The sequence below is a fragment of the Pseudomonas asiatica genome (assembly GCF_009932335.1).
GTDB lineage: Bacteria > Pseudomonadota > Gammaproteobacteria > Pseudomonadales > Pseudomonadaceae > Aquipseudomonas > Aquipseudomonas asiatica.
In genome coordinates this window covers 71,851-95,799 of record NZ_BLJF01000001.1, presented here as the reverse complement: position 1 = coordinate 95,799, position 23,949 = coordinate 71,851, and the positions used below count along the sequence as shown (strand labels likewise).

The following is a 23,949-nucleotide window of genomic DNA, read 5'->3' as shown; positions in this document are numbered from 1 at the left end:
CTAGGCCGCTCCTACAGGGACCGCGTCAGGCGCTTCAGGCCAAGGCTTTCTCGATAGCCTGCACCACCGCAGGATCATCCGGCGCAGTGCGCGGCGAAAAACGCGCCAGCACCCGCCCGTCCTTGCCCACCAGGAACTTCTCGAAGTTCCAGGTAATGTCGCCCGGGAACTCTGCCCCCTCACCCGCCAGCAGGCGGTACAGCGAATGGCGCTGCGGCCCGTTGACCTCCAGCTTGGCACCCAGCGGGAAGCTCACCCCGTAGTTGAGGCTGCAGAACTCCTGGATTTCCTTTTCGCTGCCAGGCTCCTGCCCGGCAAACTGGTTGCACGGCAGGCCAAGCACGTTGAAGCCCTTGTCCTTGTAATTCTGGTAGAGGTTCTCCAGGGCCTTGTATTGCGGCGTGAGACCACACTTGGAGGCAACGTTGACCACCAGCACCACTTGGCCCTTGAACGGTGCGAGGGGCAGCTCCCCGCCGTTTAACGCGTCCAGTTTCAGGTCGTGAAATGCACTCATGATGAATCCCCTCTCAGGTTCCCGGTTGCCGCGCAGGCGAATTACGCCCACTAAAAAGGCGCTCGTCCAAACCGTCCACCTCCCGTAGGAAGGCAAATCGGCTTGCCCGAGCGCCTGGCGACTTTCTGAGCTTAGCGCAGAAAATCAGTGGTGATGGCCACCTTCACCGTGGATGTGGCGGTGAGCGATTTCTTCGTCGCTGGCATCACGAACGTTGACCACCTTGACCTGGAAGGTCAGACGCTGGCCGGCCAGCGGGTGGTTGCCGTCGACAGTCACGTCGTCGCCGTCGATGTCGCGGATGGTGACGATCTGCATCTGGCCATCCGGCGCCGAAGCGTGGAACTGCATGCCCACTTCCAGTTCGTCGACACCTTCGAACAGGCTGCGGTTCAGGGTGCTGACCAGCTCGGCCAGGTATTCGCCGTAGGCATCTTCCGGCTCGATGGAAACGTTCAGCTCGTCACCGGCCTGCTTGCCTTCCAGGGCTTTTTCCAGGCCCGGGATGATGTTGCCGGCACCGTGCAGGTAAACCAGCGGTGCACCGCCGGCGGAGCTGTCGATGGTCTCCCCGGCGTCGTTGGTCAGGGTATAGTCGATGGAGACAGCCTTGTTGGCGGCGATCAGCATGGGGCAAGACCTTTTGCAAAAGTATGTAGAGCGGACAAGTGTAACCAAGCCATCGCCCGATTGCGAACGCACCGCGGACGAGCAACGGCCCATCAGTCGGATCACCGGCTTCCACCAGGACGAAGAGGGCCACTGGGTGGCCGAGCTGTCCTGCGGCCACACCCAGCACCTGCGCCACCAGCCGCCGTGGCAGGCGCGCCCCTGGGTGCTCGACCCGGCCCAACGCGCGCAGCGCATCGGCCAGCCTTTCGCTTGCGGCTGGTGCGCACAAGGGGCCGATAGCGCTACCCTTGGCCGTTAATTTCTTGCACCGCTTATTTCGAGAAGCACGCATGCAGACATTTTTCATTGCGCCGACCGATTTCGGTGTCGGCCTGACTTCCATCAGCCTGGGTCTGGTGCGCACCCTGGAGCGGGCCGGCCTGAAGGTCGGCTTCTTCAAGCCGATCGCCCAGCCTCACCCGGGTGACACCGGCCCCGAGCGCTCCACCGAGCTGGTTGCCCGTACCCACGGCATCAAGCCCCCTGTGCCGCTGAGCCTGTCCCATGTCGAGCGCATGCTGGGCGATGGCCAGCTGGACGAGTTGCTCGAAGAAATCATCCGCCTTTACCAGCAAGCCTGCATCGGCAACGACGTGGTGGTGGTCGAAGGCATGGTGCCCACGCGCCACGCCAGCTATGCGGCGCGGGTCAACCTGCACCTGGCCAAGAGCCTGGATGCCGAGGTGATACTGGTATCGGCGCCGGAAAACGAAGTGCTCAGCGAGTTGTCCGGCCGGGTCGAACTGCAGGCCCAGCTGTTCGGCGGCCCGCGCGACCCGAAGGTGCTCGGGGTAATCCTCAACAAGGTGCGCACCGACGAAAGCATGGCGGACTTTTCCACCCGCCTGCGCGAGCACTCGCCACTACTGCGCGGTAACGACTTCCGCCTGCTGGGCTGCATCCCCTACCAGCCTGAACTGAACGCCCCGCGCACCCGCGATGTGGCCGACCTGCTCGGTGCCCAGGTGCTCAATGCCGGCGACTATGAACAGCGGCGCATGAGCAAGATCATCATCTGCGCGCGTACCGTTGCCAACACGGTGCCACTGCTCACCTCGGGTACCCTGGTGGTGACCCCGGGCGACCGCGACGACATCATCCTCGCCGTCAGCCTGGCGGCGATCAACGGCGTCCCGCTGGCCGGCCTGCTGCTGACCAGCGACAGCAAACCTGACGCGCGTATCCTTGGTCTGTGCCGAGGTGCCCTGCAGGCCGGCCTGCCGATCCTCTCGGTCAGTACCGGCTCGTACGACACTGCCAACCAGCTCAACTCGCTGAACCGCGAAATCCCGGTGGACGACCGCGAGCGCGCCGAATTCATCACCGACTTCGTCGCCAGCCATCTCGACGCCGCTTGGCTGCACCAGCGTTGCGGCACCCCGCGTGAATTGCGCCTGTCGCCAGCCGTGTTCCGCTACCAGTTGATCCAGCGGGCACAGCAGGCGAACAAGCGCATCGTCCTGCCGGAGGGTGCCGAGCCTCTGCTCGTTCAGGCAGCAGCCATCTGTCAGGCTCGCGGCATTGCCCGCTGCGTGCTGCTGGCCAAGCCTGAGGATGTCGACGCGGTGGCCCGAGCCCAGGGCATCACCTTGCCACCGGGCCTGGAGATTCTCGACCCAGAGCTGATTCGCGGGCGCTATGTGGAACCGATGGTCGAGCTGCGCAAGAGCAAGAACCTCAATGCACCAATGGCCGAGCAGCAACTGGAGGATCCGGTGGTGATCGGTACCATGATGCTGGCTCTGGACGAAGTGGACGGCCTGGTCTCGGGCCTGGTGCACTCCACCGCCAACACCATCCGCCCGGCACTGCAACTGATCAAGACCGCACCGGGCTCGAGCCTGGTGTCGTCGGTGTTCTTCATGCTGTTCCCCGAGCAGGTGCTGGTGTACGGCGACTGCGTGATGAACCCACACCCGAGTGCTGTCGAACTGGCCGAGATCGCCCGGCAGAGTGCCGAATCGGCGCAGGCCTTCGGCATCGCGCCACGGGTGGCGATGATCAGTTATTCAAGCGATTCGGCCAGCGACGAGGAAGTCGAGAAAGTACGCGAAGCGACCCGCCTGGCACAGGGCGCGGCGCAGGAGCTGCTGATCGACGGGCCGTTGCAGTATGACGCGGCGGCCAACCCGGCGATTGCACGGGAGCTGGCGCCGGGCAGCCCGGTAGCCGGGCGGGCGACGGTATTCGTGTTCCCTGACCTGAATACCGGCAACACGACCCACAAGGCGGTGCAACGCAGCACCGACGGGGTCAGCCTGGGGCCGATGCTGCAAGGGTTGCGCAAACCGGTGAACGACTTGCCGCGCGGGGCTCAGGTTGACGATATCGTGCATACCATTGCCCTGACGGCGATCCAGGCCAGCGTGGGGGGTTAAAAGCTGGTGCTGCTTTGCAGCCCATCGCCGGCAAGCCAGCTCCCACAGGATTTGCATAGCCCTTGAGCCTTGTGCAGTACCTGTGGGAGCTGGCTTGCCGGCGATGGGCCGCAAAGCGGCCCCAGGGTTGATGCCTTACTGCTGAACCTGCCCCTGGTCATACTGCTGACCCGGAATCGGCTTCAGGTTCACTTCCACACGGCGGTTCTGCGCACGGCCATTGGCGTCGGCGTTGCTGGCGATCGGCTGGTCCGGGCCCATGCCACGTACAGTGATACGCGAGGCATCCACACCCTGCGAGGTCAGGTAGGTGCTGACCGCCTGCGCACGGCGCTGGGACAGGTCCATGTTGTGCTGGCGGCTGCCAGTGCTGTCGGTGAAGCCGACCACTTCGATGGTGTTCTGGTTGAACTGCTTGAACGAGCCAGCCAGGTTGTTCAGCGGCGAGTAGAAGCTTGGCGCGATGTTGGCCGAGTCGGTTGCGAAGGTGATGTTGCCCGGCATGATCAGCTTGATCTGGTCACCCTGGCGCTGAACTTCCACACCGGTATTGGCCATTTGCGCGCGCAATTCGGCTTCCTGCTTGTCGGCGTAGTAGCCATAACCGGCTGCAGCGGCACCCACGGCAGCAGCGCCGATCAGTGCGCCCTTGCCACGGTTGTTGTGGTCGATGGCGGCACCGGCGATAGCACCGGCCAGCGCGCCCAGGCCGCCGTATTTGGCAGTTTTGCTCATCCCGGTGGAGCCCTGCGCCTGCCCTTGGCTGTCATAAGGGTTCTGGCCGGCACAGCCGGTCATCAGGGCAGCGGCGGTTGCGACGATAATCAGACGACGCATGGTGAACATGGACAAGCTCCTACTGAATTCATGAATGCGACAGATCATAAAGGGATCTATGCCAGCCTTGGATTGCATCGGCGCCGAAAAATTCCGTGAAAGTGCCTTCATGTGCCATCAGGCACGCACAAAGGGGTTCTCGCGCATTTCGTCGCCCAGGCGGGTATCAGGCCCGTGGCCGGTCACCACGATGGCCTCTTCGTCCAGCCGGTACAGCCGCTCCCTGATGGAACGGACGATGGCCCGCTGGTCGCCACCCCACAAATCGGTACGGCCAATGCCCCGGCGGAACAGGGTATCGCCGGCGATCAGCAGCTTGGCGTCGGCAAACCAGAAACTCATCGAGCCTGGCGTGTGGCCTGGCGTATGCAGGGCCACGCCACATCCACAGGCCAGCTCCTCGTCATCCCCCAGCCAGCGGTCTGGCGCGGGTACCGGAGTGTAGGGCACGCCGAACATCTGGCACTGCATTTCCAGGTTGTCCCACAGCGACTGGTCGTCCTTGTGCAAGTGCAGCGTGGCGCCGGTCAGCTCCTTGAGCTTGCCCGAGGCGAGGAAGTGATCGAAGTGCGCGTGGGTGTGGATGATGCTCACCAGCGTCAGCCCGTGGGCCTGCAGGCGGGCCAGGATCTTGTCCGGGTCACCGCCCGGGTCGACGACGATGGCCTTTTTGGTCAGCGGGTCGCCGATCAGGGTGCAGTTGCACTGCAGGGGGCCTACGGGGAAGGTTTCGCGGATGAGCGCTGACGATGGATTCTGCATAGGGAATACGGGAACCGGTTAATCGAAGAGGGTCTGTACGCGAGCCAGTGCATCAAGGATGACGACCTCGGGTACCGACTCTATGCGTTTGGCAAATCTGGCTTCAAGGTCGACTGTGCGCACCTGATTGCAGAGCATCACGCCCTGAGTCTGCGTACCCGCACCGCTGAGCGTGACGGCGAAACCCGCATGCCTGGCAAAATCGCCACCTTGGGTGATCGGCACTACCACAGCCAGGCCTGACGCATTGAACGCAGCGGGAGTGAGCACCAGCGCAGGTCGCCCAGCACCCTGCTGCTCCCGTCCAACAGTCGGATCGAGATTGATGCGGACGATATCGCCCCTGGCGAACTTCACCCGTTTCACACTTCACGCCCTACTGGTGGCATCGCGTTCCAGTCGGCCATGTCCTCTGGCTCCGGTGCATCCAGGTCGCACTGAGCCATCAGCTCTTCAAGGGTGTATTTGGGTTTCGACCTGACGGGTTTGAGCACCATGGTCTCACCCGCGGTGTCCAGGCTCAAGGTAGAGCCGACTCCGAGACGCATCTGCTTGAGCACTGCAGCCGGCAAGCGAATCGCGGCGCTGTTACCCCACTGTTGAATCTTGATCTGCATGAGTATCTCCCAAGGTAGATACATAGTAGAAACCCTCCAAATGATTGCAAGCGAAATGTAGAGACGTCGTATCTACACTGTCATTTGCCCGGTATGGACAAAAGCCCTGCAACCTCAAGAAGGAAATGCCCTACATCACCTTGTGAACCTACCTTCCAGCTGCAAAAATTTGAAACGCAATCCTTGTCAGTTTCAAGGCAAAAACAACCTGAACAACCCACCCCCAAGCGCGCCGCCATTGGAGATCTCGATCCGCCCGCGCACCCCGCCGCTTTCATGCAGTGCCGCGATCCGCGCCGCAAAATACAGGCCAAGGCCGGTACTGCCGCTGGTCGAGTCGATACCCTGGATGAATTCTTCCTGGCGTTCGAGCATCCGCTGTGGATAACCCGGGCCGTCATCGTTGACGCAGATGACCAGCTGGTTGTCTGCCTCTTCGATGGTGATCAGCAAGGCATGCGCGGCAAAGCGGGTGGCGTTGGTGATCACGTTGGCGATCACCGAGGCCACCAGCTCGCGGTCGAAGAAGCCCAGCGGGTTGTCGGTGTCGATGCGCCAGGTGGCTAGGATGTCCTTGTGCTTGAGCACTTCCTCGTGTGCCGCCAGCTGGGCTTCGATGAAATCGTCCAGTTCGTGGTAGTCCGGGCACACCGGCAACTGGTTCACGCCCAGTTTGTACAACCCCAGCAACTGCACCAGCATGCCGTTGAGGTGACGAAACTCATGCTCCATCACCCCTTGCTCGGCACCACCGCGCAGCTCCTCGGGCAAGCGCTGCATCCACTGGTTGTGGGACTGGATCAGCGCCGACAGGGAGTTCTTCAGGTCGTGCACGGTGGAGGCGATCACCGTGGAAAAATCCAGCCCCTGGTTGTCTTGATTCATGCGCCGAACACTCGGATGTGCAGTTTGCGGTAGCGGTCGTAGCGGTTGTCGCTGGCGGGGATGCCGGCCACGCTGGTCAGGGCGTCGCGGCACTCCTGCATGATCGCGGGCTGAGGGTTGTCTCCGCCGATGCGCAGCAGCGCCTGGGCAGTGTTGAGGGCGATGCTGATGTTCTTCGGCTGCAAACCCAGCGCCTTGCGGAACAGCTGCAACGCCTCGCCGAGCTGCCCTCCCTGGTAACTGCGCACACCCTGGCGATTGAGGGTGACAGCTTCGGTAATGGCGTTGAGCACGCTGGGGTCGTCCGTCAGCTTGCCGACCCTCTCCATGACCTTGGGGTCGTCGCCATAACTTTCCACACAGCTCTTCAGCACGCCGATGGCAGCAGCTTCCTGCCCCATGGCCTGCAACTGCACGGCAACGGTCAGAGCCGAATCGACCGAGAAGAACTGGTTCATCTTGTCCAGACGCTGGATCGCCTGTTCGGTCAGCTTTGCAGCCGTTTCAGGGTCGCCGGCCTGCTGCAGGCTGGCGGCCTTCATCATGCGGGCACGCACCTGCAGGCCTTGGTCCTCGGGGTTTTCCTTGGCCACTTCGCTGAGTGTGCTGTTGATCTCGACCCGTGTGCGCGCATCCAGGCCAAAACCGGCATTCCTGCTCATCAGCGCCTGCACCAGGCCCAGGTTGTTCTCGGCGTCCTTGTAGCGCGAGCTCTGGCCCTGATTCACCGCATGGCGAAATGCCTTCGAGGCACTCTCGAAGTCTTCGTTTTCCAACGCCAGCTTGCCCAGCGTCGACTGCCGGCGCACCGATAGCGGCGACAGGCGCACGGCTTCTTCAAGCATGTTCTGCGCACGCCTGGTTTCGCCTTGGGCCACCAGCACCTCGGCCATGCCATCGTACAGGCCCGGCATGATCGGGAAGGCCTTGAGCGCCTGCTCGTACACGCCCTGGGCCTGGGCATTCTGGCCACGCTTGTGCATCAGGCTGCCCAACGCCGAGTAGGCCCATGGCTGCGGGCGGCTGGCCAGGATGGCCTTGAGGAACTTCTCCAGTTCCTCGAAGCGGTTGAGGTTGCGCAAGGCATCTGCCCGATAGCGCAGGCACAGCGGGGCCAGGCGTGGGTCGCGCTTGCACAGCTCGGCGCAGGCAGCCAGCACTTCGGCCGGGCGATTGCGGTCCAGGGCCTGCAGGATCGGCTTGAGCAGGGTCTTGCGCTGGTACAGTTTCTCGACACGCTGGGCCAGGCCAACTCGGTTGAACGGCTTGGTCAGATAGGCATCAGGCTCGTGCTCGATGGCGCTGAGGACAATGGCCTGGCTGCTCTCGGCCGTGACCATGATGAATATGCACTCATGGCTGATGTGCTTGTCGAGGATCAGGTCTTCGAGCACCTGCTGGCCGTTCTTCTTGCCGTCGCCCAGGTGGAAGTCCTGCAGGATGACGTCATAGCGCTTTTGCGCGCACATGCGCAGCGCCTGCTCGCCGCTGTCGGCGGTGTCCACATCACGCACGCCCAGTTCGCGCAGCATGGAACGGGTCGACGTACGAAAGTCGGTAAAGTCGTCGACGATCAGAAAGCTCTTTTGCCCGTACTGCAGCATCAACACGACCTGCCTTGGAATGATTGAAAAATCGCGCGAGGCGATGCCACCGATAGCTGTATCGGCAGCTGGTCGGGAAAGATGAGGGTAGAGCACTGGCGGCCACGAGCCACGGCCTCGAGCCATCACTTCAACGAGCAAGACCTTGCTGGGCCAATATCACACCAGCAGCCCCAGGGACTTGGCCTTCGCCACCGCCTGGGTACGCCGTTCCACCCCCAGCTTGCTGTTGATATGGCTGGCGTGGGTTTTCACCGTGTGCAGGGAAATGAACAACCGCTCGCTGATCTGCTGGTTGGAACAACCCTGGGCAATCAGCTCGAGCACGGCCAACTCGCGGCTACTCAGGGCTTCGCCGCTGCCGATGCTGGCGCTTGGTATCTGCGGCAGGCGCTTGAGCAACTCGGCCTGCACCGGGCAGGCGGCAACAGCCTGGAGCTGTTCGAGAAGCCACTGCGGGTGCTGCTCCAGCAAAGGCTGGAACGGTTGCAACACGCCGCCCTGGGCTGCCACCAGCAACCGTGGCAACAACTGGGCGGCCTGCTCTTCCCGACCTTCGCCCAGCAACAAGCCAAGCCACTGGCACATGGCACTGACGCTGAGCATCATGCCGCCACTGGCCTGGCCGCGCTCGACCAGGCTGGCCAGGCGTTGCGCCGCATCGTCGCTACGCGACTGGATACGCTCGAGCGATGCCTGCTGCAAGGCGATGTGCAACGGCAGCAACGGGTGGAACTCCGGGGCCGCCGCCGGTTGCTCGCCGCCATAGGTCTGACCCAGGCGCAGCAGCCAGGACTCGGCCAGGTCGATGCGCCCCTGGGCCAGCCACAACTCGCATTTGACCAGGGTGATCATGGCCAGGTAGTAGACCGGCGGCACATCCCAGATGTGCATCAGCCGCTCGGCCTCGGCCAGTTCGGCAAAAGCCTCGGCAAAGTGCCCTTCCCGGCCATCGAGCGTAGCGATCACGCAGTGGCCGATGAGCACACTGATATCACGGCAGGCCCGCGCCTCGCCCAGCCCCGCACGCAAGCGGGCACGGCCCTGGGACGGCTGCAGGCGCGATACCAGCAGGTAGCCTTCGTAAAGCGTCAAGCGGGCGCGCACGGCATACAGCCGCTGTGCCGACAGTCCTTGCAGGCGTTGCAGCCCCTCGCGCACTTCGTCCAGTGCGCGCAACACCTCGCCACGGGCATGCAGCACCCGCGCCCGGTCGTAATGGGCCAGGGCCTCGAACAACGGGTTGCCGACACGCTGGGCCAACTCCAGCGCCTCACGGTTCCAGCCGCGGGCCCGCCAGAAATCGCCATCGGCTATCGCCAGGTTGGACAGCGTCGACAGGCATACCAGGCGTTGGCCATAACGCTTGCTCGGCAAGCTCTGCAGCGCTTCACCGCAATAGGCCAGGGTGCGCTCGCGATCACCACGGCCACGGGCGATCACACCACTCAGCGCCAGCCACTGGGCCAGCATGGACTTTTGCGCGGTTGCCGAAGGCGCGGGCAGGAAGCGGCTGAGATACCCCGCCAGGTCCTCGGCCGCGTCCAACTGGCACGCCAGGCCCAACGCCCAGCTGTACAGCACGATCAGCCGCGGCGTGCTGATCAGCAGGCTGTCGGGCAGGTCCATCTTCCAGCGCAGCAACATGCCGACGTTCTGTTCGGCCAGCAGTTGCTCCTCGGACAGGCTCTGCACCAGGTCGGCGGCGACATCGAGGTAACCGGCGCGCAGGGCCTGTTCTACCGCTTCGTCCAGCAGGCCCTGGCTTTCGAACCAGCGGCAGGCACGCAACTGCAGGTCGGCCAGCGGCTCGCTGGCCTGGCGGCTGCGCAACAGGTCGGAGAACAGGTGGTGATAGCGGAACCAGTGGCCATGCTCGTCCAGCGGCACCAGGAACACCTGGTGCGCCTGCAAGAAACGCAGGATCGCGGCACTGTCGTGGCGGCCGCGTACGGCATCGCACAGCGGGGAGCAGAAACGTTCCTGGCAGGCCGTTTCGTACAGGAAGGCCTGTACATCGGCGGGCAGCATGTCGATGACTTCTTCCAGCAGATAGTCACGGATCAGGCCCTCGCCGCCATGCAAGGCCTGGGGCAAGGCCTGCTCGTCAGCGGACTCGCTTGCCGCCAGCTGCCAGAAACGCAACCCGGCCACCCAACCGTCGCTGCGCTGGATCAGGTTGTCCAGGGCCTGGCCACGCAGGCCGGTGGGTTGACGGCCGATCACCGCCAGTGATTCTTCGGTAGTCAGGCGCAAGTCCTGCTCGTTGAGTTCGACCAGTTGCCGCGACAGGCGCAGGCGCGCCAGGTGCCAATCCGGGCGTTGGCGGCTGGTGACCAGCAGCACCAGGCCGGGGGGCAGGTGATTGAGGAAGAACTGCAGGCAGCGGTCGAGCACCGGCCCCTGGGCCAGGTGATAGTCGTCCAGCACCAGCAACAAGGGAGTATCGGCTTGCAGGTACAGCGCCAACTCGTCTAGCAGGCCGTCGAGCCATTCCTCGAAGGCGAACGGCTGGTGGCGCTGGCGCATTTTCAGCAGGCCCATGGCCTGGCCGCCCAGCGCCGGGCAGTACTGCTGCAGGCCTTCGAGCAGGCGTTCGAGGAATCGGCCAGGGTCGGCATCCCGTTGGCTCAGGCCCAGCCACAGGCTACGCCAGTGCTCGGGCAGCGCTTCGCAAAATTCGATGGCAAGGGAGCTTTTGCCGAACCCCGCCGGGGCGTTGACCAGTAACAACCGCCCGCCGAGACCGGCTTGCAGCCGCTGACACAGGCGCAGGCGCGGCACATGGCCGTCCGGCAAGGGCGGCCGGAAGAAACGCCCGTCCAGCAGGCCCAGGGCCTGGCTGGTGAATCCATGCGTACGGGACAGATCTGTCATGGCCGGCTCGTTCTGGTTGGAAGACTACGGCGGTATGGATGCTTGCGAGACTAGCGGGTAACGCTACGCATTTGAAGATGATGGGCGCAATTCCACTGGAAAAGACTGCGACAAAAAGCAACATGACTAATGGACAGCGGCTGGGGCGGGGGTTTGGGGAGGTATTCACCAGCTTTATTGCCTGTTCCGGCCTCTTCGCGGGTGAACCCGCTCCTACAGGGATTGCGCAGGCTTCAAGCCCAGTGCAGTACATGCGGGAGCGGGCGCGCCCGCGAAGGGGCCGGTACAGGAAATAAAAACGCCCCGGGCTAGCCGGGGCGCTCTGAGATGACACGGCGTGACGCGTTTTCAGATCAGCGAATACCCGACTGGCGCAGTGCCGCTGGCTGGAAGTCAGCCTTGCTGGCACTGAAGCCGAAGTCGTAGGCGCGCTTCTCTTCGTTCTTCATGCCCAAGGCCAGGTAACGGCCCGACTGCAGGTCATAGATGGCTTCCAGGGTGTACCACGGGACTTCCACGTTGTAGTACGGCTGGGCATGTGCCTCGGACACGCGCCACAGTTGGCCACGGCCGTCGTACTGGTCAATCACCGCCGCCTGCCAGGTGTCCTCGTCGATGTAGAAGTCACGCTTGGCATAGATGTGCCGCTGGCCCGGCTTGAGGGTGGCGACCACGTGCCATACACGGCGCAGCTCGTAACGGGCCAGGTCCTGATTGATGTGCCCGGCCTTGATGATGTCGGTGTACTTGAGCTTGGGGTCGTCGAGTTTGAAGGCGTTGGACGCGATGTACATCTCCTTCTTGCCTTCCAGCTTCCAGTCATAGCGGTCTGGCGCACCGTTGAACATGTCCAGGTTGTCGGAGGTGCGCAAACCGTCGGCGGCGGTACCCGGGCCGTCGTACGACACTTGTGGTGCCTGGCGTACGCGGCGCTGACCGGCGTTGTAGATCCACGCCTTGCGTGGTTCCTTCACCTGGTCGAGGGTTTCGTGCACCAGCAGCACGGTACCGGCCAGGCGCGCAGGCGCGGTCACTTCCTGCTTGAAGTAGAACAGGATGTTGCCCGGGTTGTTCGGGTCGTAATCCTTCATTCTTTCGCGGAAGACGAACTGGTCGGAGAAGTATACCGGGTTGAAAGAGCCGTTCTGCTGCGGCGTTGCCTGGGTCACCAGACGGCTGACGCTACCGCCCCGGTAGCGGGTGATGTGGTTCCAGATCACCTCCAGGCCGCTTTTCGGGATCGGGAACGGTACAGCCGTGCGGAAGTTGTTCAGACCGTTGCCGCCTTCGACCAGGGTGGTCTTGGTAGCGTTTTCCTTGATGGCAGCGAACACATCGGCCGGCACCGTGGAACCGCGATGGGTCTTGAATACCGGGATCTTGAAGGTGTCCGGATAGCGCTTGAGCATGGCCAGCTGGCCCGGCGAGAGCTTGTCCTTGTACTGGTCGGCGTTCTGCGCGGTGATGGTGAACAGCGGCTTGTCACTGCCGTACGGGTCGGACAGGAAGCCCTTGCCGTCGACGCTGCCCGCGCTCTTGGACAGCGGTTCCCACGGGCCGATCGAGCCATCGGCGTTGCCAGCCTTTTCGGCACCCATCGGAGTCAAGGTACTGCCCAGCTTGGCCGCCTCGTCGGCGGATACTGCAGCCATGACGCTGGTCGCCAGCAGGGACAGGCCCAGCACACCGGCTTGCAGCAGACTTCTGGTCTTGTTCATGTCGTGTCGTCCTGGATCTGAATGCTTAGAAGTTCACGCCGAAGCTGAGCGCGACGAAGTCGCGGTCATCCACGGTGGTGTACTTGCCATCGAAGAAGTTGGTGTACGACAGGCTTGCCGTGTAGGTGTTCTGGTACTCGGCGTCGAGGCCCAGGCTGACGGCCTTGCGGCCTTCCTCGAAGTTGGCGCCAGGGCCCGGCGAATAGCCGGAGACGTCATGCGACCAGGCCACGCTGGGTTTCAGGTTGACCCCGGCAAAGACATCGTTGTAGTCCCAGATGACTCGGGCGCGGTAACCCCAGGAAGTGCTGGTGGTAAAGCCATCGTTCTCGCAGTTGCGGCTCAGGTTGGCGGTGGAGGCACCGGCACCAGCGCCTGCGATGGTGCTGGTATTCAGGGCCTGACAGGTGTTTGCCCCACCGGTGGATGGCAGCGGGCCTGGACCAAACACCGGATCGCGACCGTAGCGGGTATCGTGGGCGCTCTCCAGGCCGCCCACATGGGTGACACCCAGCTCGCCCACCACGGTCATGCGGCTGGCGCCCATTACCTGGTCGAAGAAATGCGTGAGGGTGGTCTGGAACTGAGTGATCTCCTTGCGGCGATACCCGTGCAAGTCCTGCCCCGGCGTACCGGTCAGCAGCGAAGCGTTGCTCAAGGCACCGCCAATGGGGCGGACCCCGGCGAACAGGATATCCGTGGTATTCAGTTGCACCGGTGCGTTGGGGCGGTAGCTGAGTTCGCCGCTCCAGGCGGTCCCGGTGGGCAACGTGGTAGAGAAGCTCAAGCCATAAAGGCGGATGTCCTCGGGGTATTCGACGAAGTACTCGGAGTTACCTGCCACGATCAGCGGTGCCAATGCGCGCAGCTGTGCAGGCAATGCGCTCAGGCCGGCGAACACTGAAGGCGCGGCCCCGGTAGCACTGAAGATTGGCGCACGGCTGTGGTAGTTCATGAAGTAGGCGCCAAACTCGGTGTCCAGCGGCTCGAACATGTAGCGCATTGCCACGCCAAACTGGCCGCTGTCACGCGCATCGCGGTCGGCGCCGCGGCGCACCATCACCCCTTCCTCATTGATGTCCACGCCACGGGTGGCAAGGAATTGCTGCGCCGCCCCCGGCACTGTGCGACTGCTGTTGAGCACGCGCAGGTTGTCGGTACAGCCGTCGGCAATGATGTCTGGCTGGGAGAAGAAGGTGCCGCAGTTGTCGACGACCGTCTGGTCCCATTCGATCTGGTAGAAAGCCTCCGCCGACAGGTTGTCGGTCAGGCTCTGCGAAATGTAGAACATGTTGACCGGAATCAGGCCTTCCTTGATCTCGGCCCCCGGGCGGCGGAACGCCGACACGTCGATCGGGTTGATCGAGTTGATGCCGCCACCGATGAAGGTACTTTCACCCCAGCTCACCACCTGCTTGCCCAAGCGCACCGAGCCTGGCTGATCGCCGATGGAGTAGTTGTGGTAGACGAATGCGTCGAGCAGTTCGGCACCGGACGATTTGGCGCCTTCCTTGCGGTTGGAGTCGCTGATGTCCTTGAACTCGCGGCCTTCGTCCTTCAGTTCGAAGTCGTACCAGTACTTGCCGCGGACGAACACACCGGTGTCGCCGTACTTGAGCTCCAGGTCATGGATACCCTTGAAGATCTTGGAGAAGGTTTCGCCCTTCTTGAAGTTCAGGTGGCCATCGTCGGATGTCTGCGACAGGCCCTTGCCGCCGTTGTTCACCCCGATCAGGTTCTTGTTCGGGTTGGCCGTCGACCAGCTGGCGCCGATGGAGAGCGACGAGTCGAACTGGCCTTCGATTTCACCAATGTTGAAACTGACAGCGAAAGCAGGACTTGCGAGCGTGGAAGCAAGGCTGACGGCCAGGGGCAACTTGGCCCGGCGCCAGAACAGGTTTGCAGATTTCATCGACGCTACTCCATGTACTTTTTTTGTTATGGCAGTGAGTCCTTTCAAGAACGGCCCGAGCGACCGGTTTGCAGGCTTGCGCCCGCGGCGACACGGCTTGCGCATGTCGCCTCCCCCATTCCTGAAAATCCCCTGGCCCCGACTATAGCCAGCAAGGCACAGGCGCTTGATCCCTCTAAAGTGTGATTTGCGCTCCGTGCGGCCAACTCGCTGCCGTGTTGCCCCGGCTGCGCGCTGGCAGTGCTAAAGGATGGCGTATTTCTGCCGTTTGGCAAGGTTCCACCTCTCTAGCATGCGGGTCGCGCGCTGCACTGCGCGACCCGCATGGCGGTTACAGCGTGGAGAGGAACGCGCTGTTGCTGGCCTGCCACTGGACGATGTCCTGGCGGATGCGTTTCTTGTCGAGCTTGCCGACACTGGTCTTGGGAATTTCGGTAACAACGGCGATCTGGCTTGGAATCGCCCACTTGTTGATGTGCCCTTGTTCGACGAACGGCTTGAGGTGTTCCTTCAGCGCCTTGGCGTCGATGACCTGGTCTTCGCGCACCACCAGCAGGGCAAACGGGCGTTCACCCCACTGCGGGTCGGCCACCCCTACCACCGCCACTTCGCGCACGGCCGGGTGACGGCTGATCAGGTCTTCGAGGTCGAGCGAGGAAATCCACTCGCCACCGGTCTTGATCACATCCTTGATACGGTCGCGGATGTCGATATAGCCCATGCCGTCGAGCGTGGCGACATCACCGGTGTGCAACCACCCGCCCTGCCACAGCTCTTCGCTCTTTTCCGGTTCCTTGAAGTAGCCCATGGTCAGCCATGGCGCACGCAGTACCAGCTCGCCCTGGGTTTCACCGTCGGCGGGCAGGAAGTTGCCGTCGCCGTCGACGATGGCCGCCTCCACCAGCGGCACCGGCACGCCGGCCTTGATGCGGTAGGTGACGCGCTCATCCTCGCTGCCGGCCTGCAGTTCGTCGTTCAGGTGGGCGGCGGAAATCAGCGGGCAGGTCTCGGACATGCCATACGCAGCGGTCAGCTGGATGCCGCGTGCCAGGGCGGCCTGGTACAACGAGCGGTTGAGTGCGCTGCCGCCGATGATGATCTTCCAGCCGCCGAAGTCCTGACCTTGGGAGGTCGGGCAGTTGAGCAGCATCTGCAGGATGGTCGGCACGCAATGGGAGAAGGTGACCTTCTCTTCGCGCCACAGTTTGACCAGCATGTCCGGCTCGTAGCGCCCCGGATACACCTGCTTCATGCCGAGCATGGTGGCGGCGTAGGGAATGCCCCAGGCGTGCACGTGGAACATCGGCGTGATGGGCATGTACACGTCGTTGCTACCCAGCAGGCGCACGCTGTCGATGCTGCCAGTCACTGAAGCTTCGGCCAGGGTGTGCAGCACCAGTTGCCGATGAGTGAAGTACACACCCTTGGGGTTGCCGGTGGTGCCAGTGGTGTAGAAGGTGGTGGCCACCGAGTTCTCGTCGAAGTCCGGGAAATCGTAGCGCGGGCTGGCAGCGGCCAGCAGTTGCTCGTACTCGCCCACCAGGTTGGGCAGCTCGGCTGACTTGTCCGGGCCGTCGGTCAGCAGCACGGTCTTGTCGACGGTGGTCAGTTGCCCGGCGATGGCCTGGTACAGGCCGACGAAGTCACTGTTGACCAGCACCACGCGGTCTTCGGCGTGGTTCATGGTGTATAGAATCTGCTCGGGCGACAGGCGCACGTTGATGGTGTGCACCACCGCACCGATCATCGGGATGGTGAACATGCATTCCAGGTAGCGGTGGCTGTCCCAGTCCATCACCGCCACGGTGTCACCGGCCTTTACCCCGGCTTCGGTCAGCACGTTGGCCAGGCGCGCGATGCGCTCGTTGAGCTGGGGGTAGGTCAGCCGCATCTGGTCTCGGTAGACGATTTCGCGGGTCTTTTCATAGCGGCTGCCAGACATCAGCAGTCGCTTGATCAGCAGGGGGTAGGCGTGGGCGCCCTCGGCGGGCTTGATGATGCGGGTCTGCAACATGGGTATCCCTTTTCTGGAAAGCGGGCCGGACAAGTCTGGGAACTACTGTAGTTCGCCAATGTGACGGCTAAATCAGCCGAAGGAATGATTTGCGTGATGAAGGTATGAGTGGCGGGCGTTGACGGGCGGCAAGGTTGAACTAGACACTGCGGCGGCAGCTTCAGGTTATGTGGTGAAGCTGATGGCCTATTCGCGGGTCAACCCGCGAATGGCCGCGACACCGAAATCCCGCCCAGCCTCGGAGAACTTCATGCCCAGCCCGCGTCGCGCCGTGTTTCTCGATCACCAGTCCCTGGACCTGGGCGATCTCGACCTCTCGCCCCTGAAGCAGCAGTTCGACGAGTTCGAACTGTTCGCCGCCACCCGGCCGGAGCAGGTCGCCGAACGCCTTAAGGGCGCGGTAGCGGTAGTCAGCAACAAGGTCATGCTCGACGCCGCGACCCTGGCCGCCAACCCGCAGCTGAAGCTGATCCTGGTGGCCGCCACCGGCACCAACAACGTCGACCTGGCGGCCGCCCGCGCCCAGGGCATCACCGTGTGCAACTGCCAGGGCTACGGCACACCGTCCGTCGCCCAGCACACCCTCGCCCTGCTACTGGCACTGGCCACCCGCCTGTGCGACTACAACCAGGCGGTAGCCGACGGCCAGTGGGCCAAGGCCAGCCAGTTCTGCCTGCTGGACTTCCCCATCGTCGAGCTGGAGGGCAAGACCCTTGGCCTGCTCGGCCACGGTGAACTGGGCGGCGCGGTGGCGCGACTGGCCGAAGCCTTTGGCATGCGCGTGCTCAGCGGGCAGATCCCCGGCCGCCCGGAACGCGCCGACCGGTTGCCGCTGGACGAGTTGCTGCCGCAAGTCGACGCCCTGACCCTGCACTGCCCGCTGAACGAACACACCCGACACATGCTCGGGGCCCGCGAACTGGCCCTGCTCAAGCCAAACGCGCTGGTGGTCAACACCGCCCGCGGCGGCCTTATCGACGAGCAGGCGCTGGCCGACGCCCTGCGCAGTGGCCACCTGGGCGGTGCCGCCACCGACGTGCTGAGCGTGGAGCCGCCGGTCAACGGCAACCCGCTGCTCGAGCCCGGCATCCCGCGCCTGATCATCACCCCGCACAGCGCCTGGGGCGCGGTAGAGTCGCGCCAGCGCATCGTCGGCCAGCTCAGCGAGAACGCCCAGGCTTTCTTCGCCGGGCAGCCACGCCGCGTGGTTAGCTGAGCCCGACGCCCGCCTCTGCTAAACTGCGCCACTTTTTTCCAGGAGGCGTCGTCCATGGACCCGCGCAGTGAAGTGTTGCTCCGCCAGGCAGAGCTTTTCCAGAGCCCGCTGCTGCTCGCCGGCGCCCCCGCCGACAGCCTGCTAGGCCAGTTGCCCAATGCCCAGGCCTGGACCTGGCATGCGGGCGACCAGGCCATGCTCGAAAGCCGCTTCGCCGGGCGCAGCCACTATGCGGTGGAGCCCCCTGAAGTGACTTTCGACAGCGCCGTGCTGTTCCTGCCCAAGTCCCGCGAACTGGCCGCCTACCTGCTCAACGCCCTGGCCTCGCGCCTGGCGGGCCGCGAGCTGTACCTGGTCGGCGAGAAACGTGGTGGCATCGAGGGTGCGGCCAAGCAGCTGCAGGCCTTTGGCAAGCCGCGCAAGCTCGACAGCGCCCGCCATTGCCAGCTGTGGCAGGTGACCATCGAGCACGCGCCAGAGGCCAAGCCCCTGGAAAGCCTGGCCGAACGCTTCGAGCTCAGCCTGGAAGACGGCCCGCTGCAAGTGGTCAGTCTGCCCGGTGTGTTCAGCCATGGCCGCCTCGATCGCGGTACCGCCCTGCTGCTCAAGCACCTCGACGGCCTGCCGAGCGGGCATGTGCTGGACTTCGGCTGCGGTGCCGGGGTGCTGGGCGCCACGGTCAAACGCCGTTATCCACAAAACCGGGTGACCCTGCTGGATGTGGATGCCTTCGCCGTGGCCGCCAGCCGCCTGACCTTGGCCGCCAATGGTCTGGAGGGCGAAGTGATCAGCGGCGACGGCATCGACGCGGCGCCGACCGAGCTGAGCCTGATCCTGAGCAACCCGCCGTTCCACACCGGGGTGCACACCAACTACCAGGCATCGGAAAACTTGCTGAAAAAATCAGCCGTTCATCTGCGAAAAGGTGGCGAAATGCGCCTGGTTGCCAACAGCTTCCTGCGCTACCAGCCACTGATCGAAGGGGCGCTGGGCAACTGCCAGGTACGCGACGAGGCGGACGGTTTCCGCATCTACCAGGCAACACACGGATAAAAACAGCGCTTGCCGAAAGCGTTTAGTCTAGGCAGAATCCGCACCGTCCTAGGGGAGTAGTCTCCCGCGAGCGCCCAGCTCGCCCGGTACGCGTCAACATACTTGGTCCACAGACCATGGCGCGTGCGACCCACCATGCCAGCCTGCATGGCGAGATCCGCATAGACGGATCCAGGGTTTGACAAGACCTATGACACGCACACCTTACCCGGGGCGGGGAGGCTGTACGTGTCATAGCCGTGTCGACCCGCCCCCGTAGGAATCCTGATGCTGGAATCTTTGCTGGTCCCCACCGCCATCGTTGCCCTAGCCGAAATCGGCGACAAGACGCAATTGCTCGCGCTCATACTCGCTGCCCGCTTCCGCAAGCCCTGGCCGATCATCGCCGGCATCATCGCCGCCACCTTGGCCAACCATGCCGCGGCTGGTGCCGTGGGCGCGTGGGTAGGCAGCTTCTTCAGCGACTCGGCACTGCACTGGATCCTGGCTGCGAGCTTCACCGCCACTGCGCTGTGGACCCTGGTTCCGGACAAGATGGATGACGACGAGAACCCGGCGCGCCGCTTCGGGCCGTTCCTGACCACGCTGATCGCGTTCTTCCTGGCTGAAATCGGTGACAAGACCCAGGTCGCCACGGTAATGCTGGCAGCACAGTACCCGTACCTGATCATGGTCATTATCGGTACCACCCTGGGCATGCTGATTGCCAACGTGCCGGTGGTTTTGGCGGGTAACTTCGCGGCGGACAAACTGCCGCTGACGCTGATCCGTCGCCTGGCGGCTACGGCGTTCTTCGTGTTGGCGATCGTGGCCGTGTACTCGGCGATGAAAGCCAGTGGCTGGGTGGGTTGACTCGAAAGGCGACAGGCTGATGCCGAACCTGTAGGAGCAGCCTTGCGCTGCGAAGAGGCCGGTACAGGCACCAGGAAATGTGGTGCTCTTACCGACCCTTTCGCAGCACAAGGCTGCTCCTACAAGGGGTAAGCATCTGGAAGTCGGGCCTTACTTCTTGGCCGCCTGATACAGCGGCATCACCTTCGGAATCGCCGCCTGCAACGAAGCAATGCGGCTCTGGGACGCCGGGTGAGTGCTCATGAACTCAGGCGGCGCGCCCTCGGAAGCCTGGCTCATCTTGTTCCACAAGGTGATCGCGGCATTCGGGTCGTAACCGGCACGCGCCGAGAGCTCCAGGCCGATCAGGTCGGCTTCGTTCTCGTTGGCCCGGCTGTTGGGCAGGGTCATGGCATAGTTCACCACGGTATCGGCCATGGCCATGCTGCCCTGGCCGAGGCCAAAGAGGGCACCGGCGCCCTGGCGCGCCATTTCCACGCCATACGCCTTCGACATCGCCTCGCGGCTGTGCTCACGCAAAGCGTGGGCGATCTCGTGGCCCACCACCGCAGCAATTTCCGCATCGGTGAGCTTGAGCTGATCGATCAGGCCGGTGTAGACGATGATCTTGCCGCCCGGGCCGCAGTTGGCGTTGAGCTCGTCGCTCTTGATCACGTTGACTTCCCAGTTCCATTGCGCGGCATCCGGTCGGAACTTGGGGGTCTGGGCGATCAGGCGGTTGGCAATTACCTGCACACGCTTGGCATCTGCGCTGGACTTGTCGAGCACGCCTTTGTTCGATGCTTCACCCAGGGTCTGTTGGTACGACTGGGCGTACATCTGGTTGACCTCATCGGTCGAGAGCATGCTGAACATGTACTGCTGGCGCTCGACGCCGACAGCACCGCCGCTGGTGGTATTAACCGCCTGGCAGCCGGCCAGCAGGATGCCAGCACTCAACAGGCTGACGACAAAAGACTTACGCATGAAAACACTCCCTTTTTACATGCGCCGTATCGTAGGCCGAGTCGCTTGGGGCCGCCATAGCCGCAGGGAAGATTTTCGTCGCCTGTGCCGGCCCCTTCGCGGGTGAACCCGCTCCTAAAGGGGTAATGCGATCGTTGTAGGAGCAGCTTCAGCCGCGAAGAGGCCGACACAGCCATACATCAGGCCGGGGTCAGGCACTCCGGCGCATCCAGCTTCGGATCATTGACGAAGTGCGCCAGGGCCCGCTCGCGCAATGTCGCCGGCGGGCTGGCCAGCAATTCATGCAGACGGGCCAGCGGCGTGTCCGGGTCAAGCCAGGCCGCCTGCCCTGCCTCGTCCAGTATCAGCGGCCGACGCTGGTTCATCGCCGCCTGGGTCACCACCGCACAACTCAGCCAAACCTGGTCCTGCACCGGGTAGGCCTCCCACACGGCGGCGAAGTACAAAGATGCGCCCTCCCCCGGAGTCAGCCAGTACGGGCGCTTGCGCACGCTGCCGCGCCATTCGTAAAAGCCGTTGGCCGGCATCAGGCAGCGACGCAGGCGAAACGCGTCGCGAAACATCGGCTGCTCGGCCAGGGTTTCGGCGCGGGCATGGGCGGGGGTGCGGGACAGGTCGGTGAGCCAGGCCGGGGTCAGCCCCCAGCGCGCCTTGGCCAGTTGCAACTGGCCGTCAAGCTGGCGCTGGATCAGCACCGAAGCCCCAGGCGAGATGTTCCATTGGGCTGGCTGGCCAACGGGAAAGCCCGGCAGACTGGCAAGAGCCTGGGGCCAGCGAAACAGGGCGTAACGTCCACACATGGGCGAATTCAGAACCTAGCAGATCAAGGTACCGGGGAAACTCTCCGGTTCGTCGCCAACCAGTGGCTGGGCATCATTGTACGCATCGATCAGCTGCCGTGCGTACTCGGCCTGTTCATCAGCCACGGCAAGCCCAAGCAAGCCCTGCATCGGCAGTTCACCGGCAGCACCGATCAGGTCACGACCAACCAGATGCGCATCGATCCCCTCGCTGGCGAGCATGCCCGCCAGCATTTCAGCCTCGAGCAGGTTTTCCGGTTCGTAAATACGCTGCATCAGTCATTCTCACCGAATACATCCAGCATCCACTCCTCGCCATGAACTTGCAGCACGAAGCGGATAGGTTTGCAGCATACCTGACAGTCCTCGATGTACTCCTGATCGCCACCGGACAGGTCCACCGTGGTTTCGACTTCTTCGCCACAATAAGGGCAATCGTAGATAGCAGTTTGCAGCATCGCGGCCTCCGGGGTGACTTATGCGTATAATTGCCGGTCTGTTTACAGGGCCTGTGTGTGTCCGAGCCGTTTTTCGGAGCCCGCCCCTACCTTATTACCCTAGCCGTTTCCAACAAGAGAGCATGATGGGCGAATTCGATGCCATCCGACCGTACGACGACGCTGAGGTCCCTGCCGTTCTGGCACGCCTGCTCAGCGACCCGGCATTCCTCGATATCCTCACCCACTTCCGCTTCCCGCGTGCGGCCGGTGCTCTCGGCTGGTTGCTCAAGCCGCTGATCGCCCGCCGCCTGCGCAAGGAATTCGCCGGTGTCACCTGTGTCTCGACCTTGCAGGACAAAGTCGAGTACTACGTCGACCAGACCATCGACCGCGCCACCGACGGCGTCACTTATTCGGGCGTGGAGCAGCTCAAGGCCGGCACCGCCTACCTGTTTCTGGCCAACCACCGTGACATCGTCATGGACCCGGCCTTCGTCAACTACGCGGTGTACCACGCCGGCCTGCCCACGCCGCGTATCGCCATTGGCGACAACCTGCTGCAAAAGCCGTTTGTCAGCGACATGATGCGCCTGAACAAGAGCTTCATCGTGCACCGCTCGATCAGTGGGCGCCGCGAGAAGCTGGCGGCCTACCAGTTGCTCTCAGCCTACATCAACCACTCGATCCGCAACGACGCCACGTCGATCTGGATCGCCCAGGCAGAAGGCCGGGCCAAGGATGGTGACGACCGCACCGATTCGGCGATCCTCAAGATGTTCCACATGAGCCGCAAGGACGAGCCGTTCGGCGCGGTGATCCAGAGCCTGAACCTGACACCGGTTTCGATCAGCTACGAATATGACCCGTGCGACCAGGCCAAGGCCCGCGAGTTGTACATCCGCGCCACCACCGGCACCTACAAGAAGGCGCCGGGCGAGGACGACAACAGCATCGCCAAGGGCATTACCGGCTACAAGGGCCGGGTGCACATCAATTTCGCCCCGCCGGTGACCGAGTATCACGAGGATACCAAGCAACTGGCAGCGGAAATCGACCGGCAGATCCTCGGTGGCTACCGACTGTTCCCGGTGCACTACCTGGCCTATGCGATGTGGGATGGCAAGGATGAGGCGCTACAGGTGCCGAGCGCCGAGAAGGTGTTCCCGGCCGATGAGCTGGCTCGGGCCAAGGAGGAATGGCAACGCCGCCTGGATGCCTGCCCTGAGGAGCAGCGGCCGTACCTTGTGCTGCAGTATGCGACGCCGGTGCGCAACCAGTACCAGGTCAGGCAGCAGGCACCGGTTGCCTGAGCGATCCTAGGGCTGCTTTGCAGCCCATCGCGACACAAGGCCGCTCCTACAGGGGATCGCACATACCTGTAGGAGCGGCCTTGTGTCGCGATGGGCCGCAAAGCGGCCCTAAAATCTCAAATCCAGGTACTGAACCAGGACAGCAGCAACGCCATCGCCAGGCACGAAAAACCGAGAATGTAGAAGTACCGCGGCACCCGAAGGTCGAACGCGTCCACCACCCCCTCGTCCACCGCCATGTATTCGCGGGTCTCGGCCTCGCGCCGCCGCGCACTGTGCAGTAGCAACCCGCCCGGGCAGGTCAGCAGCAGCGCCAGCAGATTGATCAGCTTGGTCGGGTGGGCGGCCAGGAACCCCCAGAGCACTTGCAAGGACATCACGCAACCTCGGTATGAGCGACGGCAAAGGCCGGCATTCTACCCAAGTCATGCCCAGACGCCCGGTTCAGGCGACAAAGTGTCATCAAATTTCATCTGGCATGGCATGAAGATTTGCCGGCCTCTTCGCGGGCACAGACAA

General features: G+C 63.3%; 23 protein-coding genes and 1 riboswitch. Of the genes, 6 read left to right on the top strand and 17 right to left on the bottom strand.

Annotated elements, in window-relative coordinates; translation table 11 throughout:
• Window positions 1-34 precede the first annotated feature (34 nt).
• Together GYA95_RS00415 and GYA95_RS00410 are read right to left on the bottom strand one after the other, a co-directional pair.
• Window positions 35-517: a glutathione peroxidase gene (locus GYA95_RS00415; protein ID WP_015268966.1), complete on the bottom strand. Its 483-nt coding sequence runs from the start codon at window positions 515-517 to the stop codon at window positions 35-37.
• Window positions 518-661: 144 nt separating this feature from the next.
• The gene (locus GYA95_RS00410; protein ID WP_003259610.1) at window positions 662-1,147 is read right to left on the bottom strand and encodes an FKBP-type peptidyl-prolyl cis-trans isomerase; all 486 of its coding nucleotides are present in this window, start codon (window positions 1,145-1,147) and stop codon (window positions 662-664) included.
• On the opposite strand from GYA95_RS00410, the gene GYA95_RS00405 reads away from it, so the two are divergent.
• Together GYA95_RS00405 and pta are read left to right on the top strand one after the other, a co-directional pair.
• The gene (locus GYA95_RS00405) at window positions 1,146-1,448 is read left to right on the top strand and encodes a DUF3565 domain-containing protein (protein WP_015268965.1); all 303 of its coding nucleotides are present in this window, start codon (window positions 1,146-1,148) and stop codon (window positions 1,446-1,448) included. The genes GYA95_RS00410 and GYA95_RS00405 overlap by 2 nt on opposite strands.
• Before the next feature lie 31 nt (window positions 1,449-1,479).
• Window positions 1,480-3,567, top strand: coding sequence for a phosphate acetyltransferase (gene pta, locus GYA95_RS00400; protein ID WP_015268964.1), 2,088 nt, complete (start codon window positions 1,480-1,482; stop codon window positions 3,565-3,567).
• Between the two features lie 135 nt (window positions 3,568-3,702).
• Here pta and GYA95_RS00395 read toward each other — a convergent pair whose 3' ends face one another.
• The 10 genes from GYA95_RS00395 to GYA95_RS00350 form a co-directional block, all read right to left on the bottom strand.
• On the bottom strand, window positions 3,703-4,413 hold the full coding sequence (locus tag GYA95_RS00395) for an OmpA family protein (protein ID WP_015268963.1): 711 nt from the start codon (window positions 4,411-4,413) through the stop codon (window positions 3,703-3,705).
• A gap of 108 nt (window positions 4,414-4,521) precedes the next feature.
• Entirely contained in the window at window positions 4,522-5,166 is a 645-nt protein-coding gene (locus GYA95_RS00390; RefSeq protein ID WP_013970945.1) for an MBL fold metallo-hydrolase, read from the bottom strand.
• An 18-nt stretch (window positions 5,167-5,184) separates the two neighbouring features.
• Window positions 5,185-5,532 (bottom strand): type II toxin-antitoxin system ChpB family toxin, encoded by a 348-nt coding sequence (locus tag GYA95_RS00385; RefSeq protein ID WP_015268962.1) that lies wholly within the window; start codon window positions 5,530-5,532, stop codon window positions 5,185-5,187.
• A complete protein-coding gene (locus GYA95_RS00380) occupies window positions 5,529-5,807 on the bottom strand; it encodes an AbrB/MazE/SpoVT family DNA-binding domain-containing protein (protein WP_003259615.1) in 279 nt (92 codons plus the stop codon). Before GYA95_RS00380 ends, GYA95_RS00385 begins: the two co-directional genes overlap by 4 nt.
• 168 nt (window positions 5,808-5,975) lie before the next feature.
• Window positions 5,976-6,668 (bottom strand): sensor histidine kinase, encoded by a 693-nt coding sequence (locus GYA95_RS00375; RefSeq protein ID WP_015268961.1) that lies wholly within the window; start codon window positions 6,666-6,668, stop codon window positions 5,976-5,978.
• The gene (locus tag GYA95_RS00370) at window positions 6,665-8,272 is read right to left on the bottom strand and encodes a tetratricopeptide repeat-containing response regulator (RefSeq protein WP_015268960.1); all 1,608 of its coding nucleotides are present in this window, start codon (window positions 8,270-8,272) and stop codon (window positions 6,665-6,667) included. The genes GYA95_RS00375 and GYA95_RS00370 overlap by 4 nt, the downstream gene beginning before the upstream one ends.
• 159 nt (window positions 8,273-8,431) lie before the next feature.
• Window positions 8,432-11,149 carry a LuxR C-terminal-related transcriptional regulator gene (locus GYA95_RS00365; RefSeq protein ID WP_015268959.1) on the bottom strand — a complete coding sequence of 906 codons (2,718 nt, stop codon included), beginning with the start codon at window positions 11,147-11,149 and terminating at the stop codon, window positions 8,432-8,434.
• A gap of 353 nt (window positions 11,150-11,502) precedes the next feature.
• The gene (locus GYA95_RS00360) at window positions 11,503-12,867 is read right to left on the bottom strand and encodes a DUF1329 domain-containing protein (RefSeq protein WP_013970939.1); all 1,365 of its coding nucleotides are present in this window, start codon (window positions 12,865-12,867) and stop codon (window positions 11,503-11,505) included.
• 25 nt (window positions 12,868-12,892) lie between these two features.
• Entirely contained in the window at window positions 12,893-14,779 is a 1,887-nt protein-coding gene (locus GYA95_RS00355) for a DUF1302 domain-containing protein (RefSeq protein ID WP_015268958.1), read from the bottom strand.
• A gap of 331 nt (window positions 14,780-15,110) precedes the next feature.
• The gene (locus GYA95_RS00350) at window positions 15,111-16,793 is read right to left on the bottom strand and encodes a fatty acid--CoA ligase (protein ID WP_161551225.1); all 1,683 of its coding nucleotides are present in this window, start codon (window positions 16,791-16,793) and stop codon (window positions 15,111-15,113) included.
• Window positions 16,794-17,043: 250 nt separating this feature from the next.
• On the opposite strand from GYA95_RS00350, the gene GYA95_RS00345 reads away from it, so the two are divergent.
• The 3 genes from GYA95_RS00345 to GYA95_RS00335 all read left to right on the top strand — a co-directional run bounded on the left by GYA95_RS00345 (window position 17,044) and on the right by GYA95_RS00335 (window position 19,914).
• Complete coding sequence (locus GYA95_RS00345; protein ID WP_015268956.1) at window positions 17,044-18,009, top strand: 2-hydroxyacid dehydrogenase; 966 nt, start codon at window positions 17,044-17,046, stop codon at window positions 18,007-18,009.
• A 54-nt stretch (window positions 18,010-18,063) separates the two neighbouring features.
• Complete coding sequence (locus GYA95_RS00340) at window positions 18,064-19,062, top strand: class I SAM-dependent methyltransferase (protein ID WP_015268955.1); 999 nt, start codon at window positions 18,064-18,066, stop codon at window positions 19,060-19,062.
• Window positions 19,063-19,101: 39 nt separating this feature from the next.
• Window positions 19,102-19,242: riboswitch (yybP-ykoY riboswitch) on the top strand.
• A gap of 87 nt (window positions 19,243-19,329) precedes the next feature.
• Window positions 19,330-19,914 carry a TMEM165/GDT1 family protein gene (locus GYA95_RS00335; protein ID WP_013970934.1) on the top strand — a complete coding sequence of 195 codons (585 nt, stop codon included), beginning with the start codon at window positions 19,330-19,332 and terminating at the stop codon, window positions 19,912-19,914.
• 150 nt (window positions 19,915-20,064) lie between these two features.
• Here GYA95_RS00335 and GYA95_RS00330 read toward each other — a convergent pair whose 3' ends face one another.
• The 4 genes from GYA95_RS00330 to GYA95_RS00315 form a co-directional block, all read right to left on the bottom strand.
• Window positions 20,065-20,880 (bottom strand): M48 family metallopeptidase, encoded by an 816-nt coding sequence (locus GYA95_RS00330; RefSeq protein ID WP_013970933.1) that lies wholly within the window; start codon window positions 20,878-20,880, stop codon window positions 20,065-20,067.
• Between the two features lie 179 nt (window positions 20,881-21,059).
• Window positions 21,060-21,680: an SOS response-associated peptidase gene (locus GYA95_RS00325; RefSeq protein ID WP_003260669.1), complete on the bottom strand. Its 621-nt coding sequence runs from the start codon at window positions 21,678-21,680 to the stop codon at window positions 21,060-21,062.
• Window positions 21,681-21,695: 15 nt separating this feature from the next.
• Window positions 21,696-21,956, bottom strand: coding sequence for a putative signal transducing protein (locus GYA95_RS00320; RefSeq protein WP_003260668.1), 261 nt, complete (start codon window positions 21,954-21,956; stop codon window positions 21,696-21,698).
• Window positions 21,956-22,138, bottom strand: a complete 183-nt coding sequence (locus tag GYA95_RS00315) for a CPXCG motif-containing cysteine-rich protein (protein ID WP_003260667.1) — start codon at window positions 22,136-22,138, stop codon at window positions 21,956-21,958. Before GYA95_RS00315 ends, GYA95_RS00320 begins: the two co-directional genes overlap by 1 nt.
• Window positions 22,139-22,263: 125 nt before the next feature.
• Between GYA95_RS00315 and GYA95_RS00310 the strand changes: the two genes are divergently transcribed.
• Window positions 22,264-23,430, top strand: a complete 1,167-nt coding sequence (locus GYA95_RS00310; protein ID WP_024086266.1) for a 1-acyl-sn-glycerol-3-phosphate acyltransferase — start codon at window positions 22,264-22,266, stop codon at window positions 23,428-23,430.
• A gap of 116 nt (window positions 23,431-23,546) precedes the next feature.
• Here GYA95_RS00310 and GYA95_RS00305 read toward each other — a convergent pair whose 3' ends face one another.
• The gene (locus GYA95_RS00305) at window positions 23,547-23,807 is read right to left on the bottom strand and encodes a hypothetical protein (RefSeq protein WP_013970930.1); all 261 of its coding nucleotides are present in this window, start codon (window positions 23,805-23,807) and stop codon (window positions 23,547-23,549) included.
• Window positions 23,808-23,949 lie beyond the last annotated feature (142 nt).